Source organism: Variovorax sp. FG153, assembly GCF_057809595.1.
In genome coordinates, this window is sequence record NZ_JBMDKG010000056.1 from 22,039 (window position 1) to 35,793 (window position 13,755).

At 65.7% G+C, this 13,755-nt stretch carries 25 protein-coding genes; 7 read left to right on the forward strand and 18 right to left on the reverse strand.

Going from position 1 to position 13,755, the window contains the following annotated elements; translation table 11 throughout:
- Positions 1 to 7 precede the first annotated feature (7 nt).
- The 16 genes from ACODT0_RS36455 to ACODT0_RS36530 form a co-directional block, all read right to left on the reverse strand.
- Positions 8 to 517 carry a hypothetical protein gene (locus ACODT0_RS36455; RefSeq protein WP_489043499.1) on the reverse strand — a complete coding sequence of 170 codons (510 nt, stop codon included), beginning with the start codon at positions 515 to 517 and terminating at the stop codon, positions 8 to 10.
- On the reverse strand, positions 514 to 978 hold the full coding sequence (locus ACODT0_RS36460) for a hypothetical protein (protein ID WP_489043500.1): 465 nt from the start codon (positions 976 to 978) through the stop codon (positions 514 to 516). The genes ACODT0_RS36455 and ACODT0_RS36460 overlap by 4 nt, the downstream gene beginning before the upstream one ends.
- Positions 951 to 1,193, reverse strand: a complete 243-nt coding sequence (locus ACODT0_RS36465; protein WP_489043501.1) for a LexA family protein — start codon at positions 1,191 to 1,193, stop codon at positions 951 to 953. The genes ACODT0_RS36460 and ACODT0_RS36465 overlap by 28 nt, the downstream gene beginning before the upstream one ends.
- Complete coding sequence (locus ACODT0_RS36470; RefSeq protein ID WP_489043502.1) at positions 1,190 to 1,708, reverse strand: nuclease domain-containing protein; 519 nt, start codon at positions 1,706 to 1,708, stop codon at positions 1,190 to 1,192. Before ACODT0_RS36470 ends, ACODT0_RS36465 begins: the two co-directional genes overlap by 4 nt.
- Entirely contained in the window at positions 1,705 to 2,250 is a 546-nt protein-coding gene (locus ACODT0_RS36475; RefSeq protein ID WP_489043503.1) for a hypothetical protein, read from the reverse strand. Before ACODT0_RS36475 ends, ACODT0_RS36470 begins: the two co-directional genes overlap by 4 nt.
- Positions 2,247 to 2,546 (reverse strand): hypothetical protein, encoded by a 300-nt coding sequence (locus tag ACODT0_RS36480; RefSeq protein ID WP_489043504.1) that lies wholly within the window; start codon positions 2,544 to 2,546, stop codon positions 2,247 to 2,249. Before ACODT0_RS36480 ends, ACODT0_RS36475 begins: the two co-directional genes overlap by 4 nt.
- Entirely contained in the window at positions 2,543 to 2,764 is a 222-nt protein-coding gene (locus ACODT0_RS36485; RefSeq protein WP_489043505.1) for a hypothetical protein, read from the reverse strand. Before ACODT0_RS36485 ends, ACODT0_RS36480 begins: the two co-directional genes overlap by 4 nt.
- The gene (locus tag ACODT0_RS36490; protein WP_489043506.1) at positions 2,761 to 2,949 is read right to left on the reverse strand and encodes a hypothetical protein; all 189 of its coding nucleotides are present in this window, start codon (positions 2,947 to 2,949) and stop codon (positions 2,761 to 2,763) included. The genes ACODT0_RS36485 and ACODT0_RS36490 overlap by 4 nt, the downstream gene beginning before the upstream one ends.
- Positions 2,946 to 3,404, reverse strand: a complete 459-nt coding sequence (locus tag ACODT0_RS36495; RefSeq protein WP_489043556.1) for a RusA family crossover junction endodeoxyribonuclease — start codon at positions 3,402 to 3,404, stop codon at positions 2,946 to 2,948. Before ACODT0_RS36495 ends, ACODT0_RS36490 begins: the two co-directional genes overlap by 4 nt.
- Positions 3,404 to 4,816, reverse strand: a complete 1,413-nt coding sequence (locus ACODT0_RS36500) for a replicative DNA helicase (RefSeq protein ID WP_489043507.1) — start codon at positions 4,814 to 4,816, stop codon at positions 3,404 to 3,406. Before ACODT0_RS36500 ends, ACODT0_RS36495 begins: the two co-directional genes overlap by 1 nt.
- Positions 4,813 to 5,835, reverse strand: coding sequence for a hypothetical protein (locus ACODT0_RS36505; RefSeq protein ID WP_489043508.1), 1,023 nt, complete (start codon positions 5,833 to 5,835; stop codon positions 4,813 to 4,815). The genes ACODT0_RS36500 and ACODT0_RS36505 overlap by 4 nt, the downstream gene beginning before the upstream one ends.
- Entirely contained in the window at positions 5,828 to 6,079 is a 252-nt protein-coding gene (locus ACODT0_RS36510) for a hypothetical protein (protein ID WP_489043509.1), read from the reverse strand. The genes ACODT0_RS36505 and ACODT0_RS36510 overlap by 8 nt, the downstream gene beginning before the upstream one ends.
- The gene (locus ACODT0_RS36515) at positions 6,076 to 8,700 is read right to left on the reverse strand and encodes a DNA methyltransferase (protein WP_489043510.1); all 2,625 of its coding nucleotides are present in this window, start codon (positions 8,698 to 8,700) and stop codon (positions 6,076 to 6,078) included. The genes ACODT0_RS36510 and ACODT0_RS36515 overlap by 4 nt, the downstream gene beginning before the upstream one ends.
- On the reverse strand, positions 8,700 to 9,032 hold the full coding sequence (locus ACODT0_RS36520; RefSeq protein ID WP_489043511.1) for a hypothetical protein: 333 nt from the start codon (positions 9,030 to 9,032) through the stop codon (positions 8,700 to 8,702). Before ACODT0_RS36520 ends, ACODT0_RS36515 begins: the two co-directional genes overlap by 1 nt.
- A complete protein-coding gene (locus ACODT0_RS36525; RefSeq protein ID WP_203205727.1) occupies positions 9,029 to 9,373 on the reverse strand; it encodes an XRE family transcriptional regulator in 345 nt (114 codons plus the stop codon). Before ACODT0_RS36525 ends, ACODT0_RS36520 begins: the two co-directional genes overlap by 4 nt.
- Positions 9,374 to 9,583: 210 nt before the next feature.
- Complete coding sequence (locus ACODT0_RS36530) at positions 9,584 to 9,757, reverse strand: hypothetical protein (protein WP_489043512.1); 174 nt, start codon at positions 9,755 to 9,757, stop codon at positions 9,584 to 9,586.
- 82 nt (positions 9,758 to 9,839) lie between these two features.
- On the opposite strand from ACODT0_RS36530, the gene ACODT0_RS36535 reads away from it, so the two are divergent.
- From ACODT0_RS36535 to ACODT0_RS36560, 6 genes are read left to right on the forward strand one after another with little or no spacing between them, the layout of a single operon-like run.
- The gene (locus ACODT0_RS36535; protein ID WP_489043513.1) at positions 9,840 to 10,166 is read left to right on the forward strand and encodes a hypothetical protein; all 327 of its coding nucleotides are present in this window, start codon (positions 9,840 to 9,842) and stop codon (positions 10,164 to 10,166) included.
- Between the two features lie 29 nt (positions 10,167 to 10,195).
- The gene (locus ACODT0_RS36540; protein WP_489043514.1) at positions 10,196 to 10,645 is read left to right on the forward strand and encodes a hypothetical protein; all 450 of its coding nucleotides are present in this window, start codon (positions 10,196 to 10,198) and stop codon (positions 10,643 to 10,645) included.
- On the forward strand, positions 10,635 to 11,474 hold the full coding sequence (locus ACODT0_RS36545; protein ID WP_489043515.1) for a LexA family transcriptional regulator: 840 nt from the start codon (positions 10,635 to 10,637) through the stop codon (positions 11,472 to 11,474). Before ACODT0_RS36540 ends, ACODT0_RS36545 begins: the two co-directional genes overlap by 11 nt.
- A gap of 17 nt (positions 11,475 to 11,491) precedes the next feature.
- Complete coding sequence (locus ACODT0_RS36550) at positions 11,492 to 11,725, forward strand: hypothetical protein (RefSeq protein ID WP_489043516.1); 234 nt, start codon at positions 11,492 to 11,494, stop codon at positions 11,723 to 11,725.
- A gap of 15 nt (positions 11,726 to 11,740) precedes the next feature.
- Positions 11,741 to 12,292 carry a DUF4124 domain-containing protein gene (locus tag ACODT0_RS36555; protein WP_489043517.1) on the forward strand — a complete coding sequence of 184 codons (552 nt, stop codon included), beginning with the start codon at positions 11,741 to 11,743 and terminating at the stop codon, positions 12,290 to 12,292.
- Between the two features lie 10 nt (positions 12,293 to 12,302).
- Positions 12,303 to 12,608, forward strand: coding sequence for a hypothetical protein (locus tag ACODT0_RS36560; protein ID WP_489043518.1), 306 nt, complete (start codon positions 12,303 to 12,305; stop codon positions 12,606 to 12,608).
- On the opposite strand, the gene ACODT0_RS36565 is transcribed toward ACODT0_RS36560, so the two are convergent.
- A complete protein-coding gene (locus ACODT0_RS36565) occupies positions 12,600 to 12,773 on the reverse strand; it encodes a hypothetical protein (RefSeq protein WP_489043519.1) in 174 nt (57 codons plus the stop codon). The two genes, ACODT0_RS36560 and ACODT0_RS36565, sit on opposite strands and share 9 nt — an antisense overlap.
- Positions 12,774 to 13,147: 374 nt before the next feature.
- Between ACODT0_RS36565 and ACODT0_RS36570 the strand changes: the two genes are divergently transcribed.
- Positions 13,148 to 13,357 (forward strand): hypothetical protein, encoded by a 210-nt coding sequence (locus ACODT0_RS36570; protein WP_489043520.1) that lies wholly within the window; start codon positions 13,148 to 13,150, stop codon positions 13,355 to 13,357.
- A gap of 40 nt (positions 13,358 to 13,397) precedes the next feature.
- Here the strand turns inward: ACODT0_RS36570 and ACODT0_RS36575 are convergent, their stop codons facing one another.
- The gene (locus ACODT0_RS36575) at positions 13,398 to 13,679 is read right to left on the reverse strand and encodes a hypothetical protein (RefSeq protein WP_489043521.1); all 282 of its coding nucleotides are present in this window, start codon (positions 13,677 to 13,679) and stop codon (positions 13,398 to 13,400) included.
- Positions 13,680 to 13,755: the final 76 nt, after the last annotated feature.

Sequence of the window (13,755 nt, forward strand, 5' to 3'; positions counted from 1 at the left end):
CGGCCGGTTATGTGAAGGTGATCTCGGTCTGCTCGGGGATGCCCTGCAGCTTGCGCAGGACGTCGTCGCGGTCCTTCTCGCGCGCCGCGGCCGCGACCTGGTGCCGGCGCAGTTCCGCCACGCTGTCGGCGAGCTCGCGCGCGTTCTGCAGGCCGGCCAGCTCTTCGGCGCTGCCACGGAACAGCGAGCCGATGCGGCGCTGGTCGGAAGGATTGAGGTCGAGGCAGACGTCGCCGACTTCGAGCTTGGCCATGCCGTTGGGCAGCACGGTCAGCGAGATGGCTTGCGCCGGCGGCAGGTCCTCGACCGGTTCGAAGACTCCGGGCGCGACACGGCGCAGCCGGCCGTCCTCGAGCATCCGCTTCACGTGGTCATCGACCACGCTGTAGCTCTGGCCCGTCATCTCCTTGACGACGGGGCGCGTCGCGACCCGGCCGGCGTTGTGCAGGTCCAGGATGGTCTGGTAGACCAGCTCGCCGACGTTGCGGCGCTGCGGCGGTGGTGGCTTCTGGTTCATCGGGCTCCGGTGGTGGGAGTGGCGTGTTGGGGCGCGAGGTTCGCCAACACCGCGGCGAAGTCGCTCATGTGGACGTGGTGGCCGCGCAGCTTCAGCTCGAGCTCGCACGCGGAATCGGTGAGGCTGCGGCGCGCGAAGGTCGGCACCAGGCGCTCGGCCGCGCGCAGCCCGCTGTCGATCGAGGCGCGCCGCGCGGCGGGGATGGTCGGGCTGCCGGCCTGGTCGAAGACGGCATTGACGGCGCCCCGGATGATGCGGAGGTCAGGCGCCTCGGCATCGCTGTGCTCGGCCACCGCGGCGCCCAGCACCACGAAGAAGACGCGGCCGGCAGCGTTGACCATGCCCTCGCTGCTGTCGCCGATCAGCGCGTGGATGCGCGCCGTGACGGTGGTGGCGTGCCACTCCTTCTCGATCATGGCGCGCTCGAAGAGGCTCAGCCCTGGGTTCCGGCGTCGCTGCACGGCGTGCTCCTGGTGAACCGGTACCGGCCGACGGCGTTGCGCTCGATGCAGCCCTTCTTCTCCAGCGCGACGAGGTACTCGAAGCTGGCGTTCGTGCTTCGGAAGCCGAAATGGCGCGCGATCTCCGGTCCGGCCGGCAGTTGGTCGTTCTCGGCGAAGAACTCGCGCATGAACGCGAGCACGTCGGCCTGCTTGGGTGTGAGGGCGGCGCTCATGGCGTGAACAGGACCACGGGGGTCGCGTTGAGGAGGTCGAGGGCCCAGCGCACGGCATCGCGGTCGCGCTGCGGCAGCGACATGTCGGCCAGCACCGCGCGCCAGTGCAGCACTTGGTCGGCGTGCGCGCGCATGAAGGTGGCCAGCTTCGTCTCGGCAGGCGCCGGGCCTTGGTCAAGCCACCGATGGCAAGCCACGCAGCCGGGCACGTGGTATTGATCGTTGGCCTTGCGGGCCAGGCCCTTGCCGTGCCGGATGAGGTTGCTGTGGCACGGTACGGTGGTGTCGGTGCCGCCAACGCAGATTCCCGGCACCAGCAGCAGGCACGGCCGCCCGCGAACCATCGCCAGAAGGTGCGGGTTCCTGGCCCGCTTCGTCTTCGGACGCGCGGGCGCCGGCGCGGCGCCGATCGCCGCCGGCATCCGGAAGGCGGCCGTCGGTACCGGCGTGGAGCGGACGCGATCAGAATCGCGATGCTGGTGCGGCGCGCGGCGCGCGATCGTGCGCGCCTTCATGCCGTCGCTCCCTCGCGGCGGTCGGCCAGCACAGTCTCGAGCATCTCGTGTCGCTTCGGATCGGGGAGGTGCGGCCAGAGCCGGCGCAGCGCGTAGCCGGTGCGCAGGAACGCCACCATCGCCTCGTGGACCTCGCGCATCTCGTCGTCGCTGCAGTGCTCGTAGGCTGTGCTGCGCGGCACGAACTTCATGGGGCCGCCGTCGTGGCGCTGGTACTCGCCCCACCCTGCCCCGGTCTTCAGCCAGTTCCGGAAGGGCTCCATCTGGCCCCAGCGTTCCTGGCTCTCGAACAGCCGCTGCTCCATGCCCATGTGCATGCGGTGGAACGGGCCCGAGCGCTCGACCACGTTGTCGAGCTGGAAGACCTGGCCGGGCTCGGCCTTCCAGATCCGGCCCCAGAGCCGGCGCCAGCGGGCCTCGTGTTGTGCGTTGAGCCCGCGGATGCCGTCGAAGATAAAGCGGCGCACCACGGACAGGTCGCGCTCGCTCCAGGCCTCGAGCGGCTGAGCCTTCATGATGAGGATGGCAGAGGGTTTGGTCATAGATGGTCCTTCATCGGAGCCATCGCCTTGAAGACGAATCCTCCAGCACTGCTCATCTTTCCATCGATACACCGGCCGATATGGTCCGGCCGCACGCGAAGATCGCGCGCTGCAGACTGAATGCTCGGATATGTGCGCAGCACCCTGCCCTGCAGATCGCACTGCGCAACTGCTCGGCTCCAACTTGAGCTGAGCGGAGAGGCAAGCAACCCGCGTTTGCCCCCTTTGTGCCGCCGAGCGCTGGTGTCCTCGACCTTGATTTGCGCAGGCTGGCCGCGCCACTCGAAAGCGTTCATGCGTTCCTCCATTGCAGCCAAGCGCCGCGCACATAGACCAAGCTGTACGCGAGCGACAGGGCCAGCAGGCCCCATGCGCTGGTCTGCACGGCAAAGGCCAGCCAGAAAGGCTGACCGCAAAGTCCGACGAGCGGAGCCCATTTCCTGGCCCGCGCGCTCTTGCCCATCGCCATCCACATGGCGCTGAGCCCGAAGAATGCGAGTGCGAGCTGAATCACGAGCGCAGCACCTTCGTGACTTGGCGCGTGCACACGGGGCAGCGCACCTCCCAGTAATCGCCATTCCGCAGGTCAGAGACGCGCTTCGCCTCTTGGCGTGTGGCCTCGAAAACGGTCTTGCAATGGGTGCAATCGAACCGGATCGGTTTGAGATCGGGCACTTCGCCCCGGCTGATGATCCTCACGCCGCCGCTCCCAGCAGGTCGCCCTGGACAGCTGGCGCGGCGCCGAGCAGCTCGACGCGCACGCCGACGCCGGGCGCCAGGCTGTAGAACTTCGACACTGCGATGTCGACCACCTGGACGTCGTCTTTCCACACCACCCCGTTCATCGCGTCGAAGACGGCCTTGATGACGTTGTCGGCGTCGGGCTTGCTGGTCGGTCGGATCTCGCCGGCGGCCGCGGCGCGCTGCTTCTTCTGCGACCAGCTCGCCGGGATCTGGCAGTCGATGCGCAGCTTGACGTCGCAGGCCCCCTCGATCAGAGGCACGCCGGCCATGGCCTGCTGCGCCGAGTACTTGACGAGGTTCTCGTAGTTGACGGTCTTCTCGGGCGTGAACATGCGGGCGTGGCCGCCGACCTTGCCGATGCGCGGGCGGCCCTTGCCGTAGGGCTGGCCCGGCACGTGGAATTGAAGAATCACAGGTCTCCTTTCGATGTGCGCGCGACGCGCACTTGACTGGTGGGGATAGGGGTCTCGGCGGGCCAGTCCTGGAACCGGGTGTTCTCGCCGACGTACATGAGGTCGATGACGCCGGGCTCACCGTCGCGCAGCTTCGCGACGGAGACCTTGGCGTAGTACTTCCATTCGTCATCGAGGCCCGGCTTGGCCGCGTAGGGCCGGTGCACGAACATCACGACGTCGGCGTCCTGCTCGATGCTTCCGGAATCGCGGAGGTCCGAGAGGACCGGCATTTGGTCGATGCGCTGCTCGACGGCGCGGTTGAGCTGGCACAGCAGCAGGACCGGGCAGCCGAGCTCCTTGGCCAGGCTCTTCAGCCCCTTCGTGGCCTCCTCGATCTGGTAGACGCGGGGCATCTTCGGATCGGTGCCGCTCATCAGGCCGAGGTAGTCGACGATCAGCGCGCCCATGCGGCCGTTGCGGCGCAGCAGGCCCCGCGCCGACGCGCGGACCTGGTTGATGTTGAGGCCGCCGCGGTCGCTGACGTGGAAATTCGCTTTGGCCAGCAGTTCCGCGGCGCCGGTGAGTTGCGGCCAGTCGTAGTCCTTCAGGCGCTCGCCGCGCTTGATGCGACTGAGGTGAATGCGCGCGAGCTGCGACATAGCGCGCGCCACGACCTGGCGCTTGGGCATCTCCATCGAGAACATGCCCACCGTGCGGCCGGTGTTGAGCCCGACCGTCAACCCGATCGTCAGCGCCAACGCGCTCTTTCCCATCCCGGGCCGCGCGCCGATCACGATCAGCTCGCCGTCGCGCATCCCGCCGTCGAGTCGGGCATCCAGATCGCCGAGTCCGGTCGCAATGCATTCTTCCGGAGCGGACCCGTCGGCCTGCGCCGTGACGCGATCGAGGAATTGCGTGACGCCCGAGCCGATCGCCTGCCAGTCGTCGTCCCCCTGCGCGCCGAAGAGCTGCGTCAGCAGCGCAGTCGACTGCTCCAGCGTCTCCTCGAAGCCGACGTGGCGCTGGTGCGCCAACTCGACGATGGAGCTGCTGGCCGCCATGAGCCGGCGGCGCAGTGCGAGATCGCGCACGATCTCGGCATAGCGGCGCACGCTCGCCGGGCCCGGCATGTACTGCGCGAGGCTGTGCAGGTAGGCCAGCCCGCCGGCGTCGTCCGCCTTTCCGGCCCGCTGCAGCTGGTCGAACACCGTGAAGACGTCCGCCGGCTTGCAGGAGCCGATCAGGGCCGAGATGGCGCCGAAGACAAGCCGGTTGGCGTGCGAGAAGAAATCGGCTTCGGCGAGGAGATCGCCGACGCGGTCCCAGGCCCCGTTGTCGAGCAGCAGCGCGCCGAGCAGCGGCCCTTCCGATTCCGGGCTCGAGAGCTGGATCGGCGTGAAGAGGCGATCGTCGGTGCGGTCGTTCATGGCTGATCCGCCGTTTCCTCGATGACCTTCTTCATGCCGCGGCTCGACAGCAGGTACTCGATGCTGCAGCGCCAGTTCTGATGGTCGGGCGAGCGCGGGCCGCGACCCATGATGAAGTCGTTGTTGCGGGCGCGGCCGAAGTACTCGCGGGCCCAGTCCAGCACCTCGGTGTCGTTCGTCGCACGCGGCGTGCCGTCTTGCCGCTTCGAGGTCAGCACCCAGTCGCGGAAGTCGCGCAGCGCCTGGTCGCGGCCCTTGTCCATGACCCGGACACCGGGCAGCTCGGGCAGCACCTCGTGGTACAGCGAGACGAGCCCGGTCATCCACGTCGGCAGGTTGTCTGCCGACAAAGGAGCTTTAGCTCCTCTTCTTTTCTTCTCTACTCTTCTCTTCTCTGTGGTGACGGTGTCACGTGACGCGTCACGCTTTCCGTCACGCTCTGTCACGTGACGTTCCGTGACGCCTTCGGAGCCGTCGAGAGCGGCCTGCTCCTTGAGCCTCTTGCGGCGTTCGGCCTGCCGTTGGGCCGGGGTCTTCGCGCCGGTGGAACGTGCCTCGCCGACCGTGTTGTGCTCATCGAAGTTGATAAATCGGACGCCACTTTCATTGGGAAGAAGCTCAATCCAGCCCACCGACTGCATCGCCCTCCCCAGGCCAGGAACGCCCGACATCGTGTCGATCTCGAACAGGCTGGCACCGTCAAGCACGCCGTCTTCGCCAGCGCAATCATTCGCCTGCGACCACAGTGGAACGGATGCTCCGACAACGATCCGCGTAACGATCGTCACGTCAATCGCGTGACGCTGAGCGTGACGGTCCGTGACGAAATCGGCGATATGAGTCACGCCCATTTCGTGACGGTCCGTGACGTTGCGTGACGCGTCGCGTGACGGAGCGTGACGCAGCGTGATGCCGAACCAGTCCTGAAACGCGGCGTCCTCGAGCAGCGCCCGCGCTGTTCGAATGACCTTCGGATTGGTCAGCAAGCTGGCGCGCATCTTGATCCAGCTCTCAGCCACCCACGACCTCCCTGGCCTCGGCCTGTATGCGCGCGGCGGCGCCGGCGGCGGCGAAGTAGCTGTCGCCCTCCTCCTCGGCCTGCTGGATTGCGGCGCCGCGCGCCGCGATCAGTGCTTCCATCTCGCGGCGGTGGCGCTGCGCGCCGGGCCGGTCGCCCAGCAGCATGCAGATCTCGATGCCCAGGCCCTCGGCCTGGATCATGTGCTCGCATCGGCGCAGGATCTTGACCTGGACCGGTGTCATGCCGCGAGCTCCTCGAGGTCGAACAGGCTGGGCGTGCTGAGCTCGCGGGCCATCGACTCGCAGAACAGCACGCCATCGGCGAAGTAGCTGGGGCTGAGCTCGCACCCGCGACCGCGCCGGCCGAGCTTCAGGGCGCGGTACGGCACCGTCATCAAGCCGCCGAAGGGGTCGTAGACCTCGTCGCCGGCATTCGAGTACTGGGTGATTGCGCGGTCCGCGATGTCGAACTGCATCGGGCACAGGTGCATCTCGCGCCCGGCCGCCGACTGCGCGCTGTTCAGGGTCAGCATGCGCGTGATGTCGGTCCAGACGTCGTCGTGCCAGGACTGCGGCTGCAGCAGCATGAAAGACGGCGGCAGCATGCCCTTGGCGGCGAGGGCCTCGCCGAGACGCACGTCGTGCTCGAAGTCGAAGACCTCGCGCAGGGAATGCGCCTTGAACAGCTTGAAGATCTGGTCAGCCGGCATGCCAACCATGTCCTCGGGCTGCAGCAGACGATCGCCGCTCGAGCGCGTGAAGCCGTGCGCGTCGACCTGCCAGCGCGCGCGAGAGTACTTCGCCTTGTCCTTCACCACCGGCACGTCGGCGTAGCCGCGGCTGGCGTCCGTCGGGGCCTTTCGAAACAGCAGCAGGTACTCGTTCATGCCGAAGCCCATGCGGGAGCCGTCCTTGCACTGCTCGGTCCAGCCCAGGCGGTAGGTCTGCGAGTTCTCGCGCACGACGTCGGTCACGATGGTCTTGCGGCCGACGAAGTGGAAGCCGTGCCGGCGGAAGCACGCCACGGTGTCGAGGTCGAAGGGGTACTCGGTCTGGAACCCGACGCCGGGAACCATGCCGCTGGGCACGATCCGGTTCTTGACGTGGATCGCCGCCACCCGGCCCGGCTGCAGCACGCGCAGCAGCTCGGGCACCAGGAAGTCCATCTGCTCGAAGAAGTGCTCGTTGGTGTCGGTGTGCCCGAAGTCCGCGTAGTTCGGCGAGTACTCATACTGCGTCGAGAACGGGATCGAGGTCAGGATCAGGCCGACGCTGTCGGATGGCATGCGGCGGGTCTCCTGCACGCAGTCCTCGTTGACCAGCGTGTAGCCCGGGCCCTGCACTTCCACGCGGGGCACGCCCATCGCGCGCGCCAGGGTCTGGGCCATCGCAATGCGCGACAGCCCGTAGGTGCGAATGATCTCGCTCATCTTTTGCCTCAGCTCGATGTCTTGTTGCCACTTCCGCTCGAGGTTGCGGCGAACCTCCCGCTCGGCTTCCGTGTAGATCAGGTCGACGCGCACCGTGTGCTCCTGCAGGAAGCGCTGCACGCGGTGAATCGCCTGGATGAAGTCTTTAAATTTGTGGCCGATGCCGAGGAACACCTCCCAGTGGCAATGCCGCTGGAAATTGCAGCCGGCGCCAAGCATCACGGGCTTGCCCGCGAGCTCGCGGATCTGGCCGTTCGCGAACGCGATGACCGAGGCCTCGCGCTCCTCCAGCTCCTGCGAGCCGTAGACGGTGACCACCTCCGGCATGGCGCGCTCGATCGCATGGCGCTCGGCCTCGAGGTCGTGCCAGATCACGCGGTGCGCCGCGGGGTCCTCGGCGCGGATCTCCTGCAGCTTGGCCAGCCGGGCCGGAAGGCTGTCGCGCTTCTCGCGCGCGGCATCGACGACGCCGATGGCCTGGTGCTTGAACATCAAGCCCTGGCCGCGCGAGTCGGCGCCGGCCTCGCTGTGGTCGCTCGGGATCTCGTGCCAGCGCACATCGAGCTCGGGGAGTACATAGCCCTCGTCGGAGAAGCTGGGGTCGAGGTCCGACGGCAGCTGCACGAAGAGCGCCCAGCTCGCCATCCACAGCCAGAACTCGCGTTCCTTGTGCGGGTGGATCGTGAGCTGGTCGGCTTTCTCGCTGTTGCGCTTGAAGAAGCGCGTCTTGGCCTGGCCCACGTCCATCACGCCGAGGTAGGCGCAGTACGCCAGCAGCTCGACGTACTCGTTCGGGCTCGGCGTCGCCGTGGCGACGAAGCGGTAGGGCACGCCACCGCGGCGCACGCGGCGGTGCATGTTGCGCCGGTCATCGCCAGCGAACAGCGCCATGAACTCGCGGAAGGTCTTGCTGCCGCCGAAGCCGCGCAGGCAGTCGGCCTCGTCGAGGCTGGTCACGGTGAAGTTCTCGGGGTCGAGCTTCCCGTCGCGTACCGTCTCGTAGTTCGTGATGTAGACGCCCTCGGGGTCGTCGCACTCATCGATTGAGCGGACGAACTTCAGCTTTGGAACGCGGCCCGGGCCCGCGGCCTGCCATGCCGCGAGCTCGGCGCGCTGCGCGTCCGAGAACTTCGGGTCGTCGCCGGTGGCGAGCTTGCGGGCGTCGATCAGAAATTCCTGGCGCACGCCCAGCGGCAGCACGATCAGGCCCATGCCGCCGGCTCGGTTGCGCACGATGCGCACGATCTCGATCTGGTCGAACGTCTTGCCGAGGCCGAAGCGCTTGAAGATGGCGCGGCGCCCGCCGGCCACGGCCCAGCGCACAGTCGCGCGCTGGAACGGTGCCAGCAGCGGATTCACGTCGCTGTCGGCGATCTCGAAGCCCAGCGACTGCGCGACCTGGACCTTGGAACGGAGGAACTCCGAGTACTCCATCACGCCGCTCCCCACACAGTCGCGAGCGCCGGCCGCGCGCGAATCGCGGCGGCCACCATCGTTTCACCCGTGATTGGCTCGGCGGCAGGCGGCGTCAGCAGCGCGCGGCCGGCGGCAGTGGCGAGGAAGAAAGCCTGATCGCGGTTCGGAGCGTCGGGGTTCGCACGCTCGATCAGCCCGCGCGCCTTCAGGTGCGACGTCTTCGCCATCAGCAGCCGGTACGGGATGCCGGTGATCGCCGACATCTGGGTGTAACTGACACCGGTGCCGTCGAGCGGCGCGTGCTCGTGGATGGCGCGCAGCAGCGCCAGGAGCTGGCCGCTGGCGCTCATGCCGCGGCCCGCAGGAAGGACATCTCCTCGACCACCGCCAGCTTCGCGCCGACGTTGTGCCACTGGGAGATGGCGGTATTGCCGCAGGCCCACTCGAAGCCGCGCACGGCCCAGCCGGGCAGATCGCGCTGGCGCTTGCTGTCGCGCAGGTAGGTGGTGACGTGCGGCGCGTAGAGGCCGGCGCGCTCGGCGAGCTGCGACTTCGTCATGTTGCGCACGCGGCGCAGCTCCCAGCAGAGCTTCACGGCGTCGCGGTAGGTGGTGCATTTGGCGATCAATCTCGGGTCCACGACGCTTGGCGCGTCGAGCCTCCCCAGCAGCGCGAGCTGCAGCTGTTCCATAGGTGCCTCTATGAAGAAATCAAATGGGATTACCTGTTGAATGACCCGTTGGCACGGGACAAAACTGAAGGCATGTCGAACCCGAAAAACATGCCCTTTCTGACGTGCCCGAACGCCTTTGCCGATGCCTTGGGAGGCACCCCGCTGGCAAGCAGCGCGAGCGACGGACACGTCAGAAAAGACACGGATGGCTGGGTGCATATCGGTGACCTAGCGCTTGAGCTGCTCGAGCGCCTTCACGCCGAGCAGCGCCGCGTCGCGGGCGCGGCGCCGGCGAGCGACGTCATCGAGATAGAGGCCGCCGGTGCAGGCGCCGATCACCAGTGCGCCGACGAAGAACAGGGCCTGCACACCGACGGGAAGCTGGTTGATGAGGTCGAACACGGGTCAGACCTCCGAGGTGTCCGCGCCCTCGCGGGGCAGAATCCCAGTCACCACAACAAGGACCCCGCGAGGGGCGAACAACATGGAAGAGCGAATCGCGAAGCTCGAGGAAGACCTGCGAGTACTGCGAAACGATGTGTCGACGCTGCGGATCGAGCGCCGGGGATTGATGATTGCGCTGATGGCGATCATTTCGACGCACCCCCGCCATGCGGACTGCCAGTTCCTGCTCGATCACTTTCTGAACGCGCATCTGGAGAATGGGGACACCGGGAAGGCACTGCCGGACGTTGCCAAGGACTACCTGCGAGCGTTTGTGCGCTCATTGCAAGATGCAGCGGACCATCAAGACCCAGAAGCTGTTCGCGCGCTTCGGAAGAAGATGTTCCCTTGGGAGAGCGAGAACTAAATCCACCACCAGGGCGCGGCTTCTGGGTGTTGCTCTGGATCGAGGGCTCCGGCTCCGGCGGCTCGCGGCGCTGGGCGTTCCGCCACATCGCGTCCATTACGGCGACGGTGGTAGAGGCGGCACCGGCCGAGTACATCGCCTCGAGTAGCCGCGCAGATTCCAGCGCCAGTTGGGCGCGCGCTGCTGCGCGCATCACATTGCCGTCCGGCCGCGCCGCATGCATCAGCTTCACGGCGCGCGTGCGCGGGCCCTTCTTCTGGGTGCTGCGCATCTCAGGCCGCCTGCTGGGTGGAGTCGTCGGCGGCTGCACGTTCGCCGCGGAGTTCGGGCGACAGGTGCTTCCGGGCAAGCGCCGCGAGGACGCGGTCCTCTATGCGAGGTGGGAGATCCTCTGGCCACTTGTCGACAGCTTGGTAGGTCACGCCGATGGCGGCGGCGGCGGAGGCGGTAGTGCCGCCCAGCAGTTCAATGGCTTTTGACTTCAGCATTCCGACATTGAACTACAGTTCAATGCAAAACACAACCTCGGTTCACCTTCGTCATGAGACGATCACAACGATGGTTGAACTTTCCGAACGATTTCAGGCGGCGCTGAAGCATGCAGGCAGCACGGTGAGCGCCGTTGCTGCCGCTACAGGGCTGAGCTACCAAGCCCTCAAAAAGGTCTACGACGGCAAGACCAAGAGCCAGGCCGCGCCGAACAACAGGAAAATTGCTGAATTCCTTGGGGTCTCCAGCGACTGGCTGAGTGAAGGCATCGGAGAGATGACCCCGCCGGCTGCGGGGCTGGCCGCGGCGCCGCAACCTGCCCCCATGGACTCGCCGCCACCGTCTATGCAGCCGGTGCTCGCGTGGGAGCACGAGGACGATCTACCAGCAGGCGAGTTCGTCCTGATCCCAAGGTTGAATATAAAACTTTCAGCCGGGCCTGGCCACGAGCAAGTGGAGATTGAGTTCGTGGACAAGCAGCCGCAGGCCTTTCGCGCAGATTGGATCCGCAAGAAGCAGCTGAAGCCCAAAAAGCTCGCCTCGATGGTCGCCGACGGCGACTCCATGGAGGATCGAATTCACAGGGGCGACGCGCTGGTGGTCGACACGTCGCAGACAACGGTCATCGACGGGAAGGTCTACGCACTCTGGTACGACGGCGGCGAGCGCGTGAAGCGCCTGTATCGGCTGCCTGGTGGAGGGCTGAAAATCAAGTCCGACAACGACACCTACCCGGCAATCGAGCTGAGCGCGGATACCGTCGAGCTAGTGCGAATCATCGGGCGGGTGGTGCACGTTGCCGGAGAAGGCGGCCTTTAGAGGACTAGGAGCGCGACATGGAGGTTCTCGCCATCATCGTTGCCATCTTTGCGGTGGCGTACGCCTTTTCGATTAAGGCGGACATCAAGAAGCTCGATCAGCGAGAACTCACGCATTGGAACGAGTTTGATCGAGCCATTCGTCACCTGCAGGACCTCAGCTTGAACGCAGCGGATCGAGCGATGCTAGATCGACTGAACGCCGCAGCCGATCGGGCACGTCAGCGTAGCCGGGATTCAGACGACGGCTGATTCCGGAGAGCTGCCATGACATCCAAGAACTGTTTGACCTTGCTACTTCTCGGCCTGACGCTGACTTCGCATGCCCAGGTGCATCGCTGCGTCGACGCCGCCGGCAAGACCTCCTTCAGCGATCAGCCCTGCCCGACCAGCGCGAAGAGTGCGGCGCGCGTGCTCGGCGCCGATGCCACCGACCGGCGCTGGGAGAACGAGGTCTACGGGCGCGAACGGAACATGCGGAGCATCGAGAACGCCTCGAGGATCATCCAGGAACCGACAAGCGGCGCGCGCGGAGATTTCGGCGGCGGGATCATCAACAACGGCCCCGACGGGCCCGGCGGGACAAACACCATCCGTGCGGAGGAAGACCGACGCCGAGCCGAACTGGCACTCGATGCTGCGCGTCGCCGCGCCGCCGCGGAGGCCGCGCGCCAAGCGGCGCCCCAGCTGGCATCGTGCGATCGCGCCGGCTGCTGGGACACGAACGGCATCCGCTACAACCGGGTCGCCGGCGGAAACCTCCTCGGCCCCGATGGACACCTCTGCGTGCGGGCCGGCAACACCTATAACTGCAATTAAGGAGAAGACTGTGAAAATTGTTTCTGTTAATAGCGAACAAACCGTCAGCAATGATCAGGTTGCATTTAACCTCGATGAAGACCTTTCACCTGAGCTGCTTCAGCAACTTGAGTACGGGAGCCTATCGTTTCAGGGAAACCGAAATGTCTTGATCGTAACGCTTGACCCTGAAGATAACGAACCGATAGACCCCCATACGGTAACAAGGCTCAATGAGCGGCTAGAAGCGGCTGCGGAGGCACTCAATACAGCAGCATCGCAACGCAGACGGATGCTTGCCACGATTGCAAGGAATGCGGGCTTGCCACTAGAGTGAAGCAGCCTTCTCGCGCTGGACTGCTTCGATTGCTTCGTTGAGGGCAAAAGATCCGGATTTGTCCAAGGGCAATCCGGTCTGCTCGGAGAGGCGGACCAGCATTTCCGCACGTTCGCGCAGCGATTTTGACTTGTCCGCGTGTGGTGCGGCACGACTTTGGTCCATTACCTATCCTTTGTGATGTGTGTGAGCCTCTAGCCTAAACAAGCGCCGATGCAACACAAACCCTAATGGGGCGTTCCACGCTAATAAAAAATGCAGGAAAATAGTTCTCCGACTGAAGCTCAACTGGCAATGGCGTCAGCCATTTTTTCCCTTCATTCCGCCATGGGGAAATTAATTTCCAAACTGGAATGGAGTGAGCAGGAAAAATATTCCTCGGATATGAACGAGGCCGCAGAGTCGTTAAAGAAGCTCGTGCGCATTTGGAATTTGTAGCCGTGAGCTCGATATCGAACATCGATGAAGCTCGTAGCCGTGTGCAACGGGCCAGCCGAGAAGGTGGCACAGGAGGACCGAAGCCGCCGGATAATGACGACATGGAACCCCGTGTCAAAGCCCTCGAAGATGCCGCCCGGGAGACCCGTGAGCGGCTCATTCGCATCGAGGCCAAGCAAGACGAGTTCATCAAGCACTACGCAACTAAGGCCGATCTAACGGATGCGAAGAACAGCATCATCATGTGGGTGGTCAGCGCCATCCTCCTGGCGCAACTGCTGCCGGCCTTGCTCAAGAAGTTCGGCATGTAGCCAGAGTTTGCTTGTCGAAGCCCGCCGCGCGCGGGCTTTTTTACGACCGCGGCACGCCGAACCCAAACCCGAACAGCCCGCCCTTCCGCTTTGGAGGGGGCGCGTCCGGATCCTCCTCGCGCGGCCCGACCGCCAGGTTTTCGACCATCCCCTGTAGCTGCACCAGGCCGGCCGCCATGGCCGCGCTGTAAGTCTTCTCGCCTCCCTGCTGCTCATCGAGCGTGAACCACTTCCCATCGGGCGTGAGCTCGGCCACGCGCCAGCGGTAGGCCTTGTCGGCGGACTGGATGACGGTGACGGCTAGGTGACGGAGGGGCTGCATGGCGCGATCTTCGACCGATGCAGAGCCAGCGACCGTCAGACGTCAACGCACGACGCGAGCCACGGAGTCGGCCCAG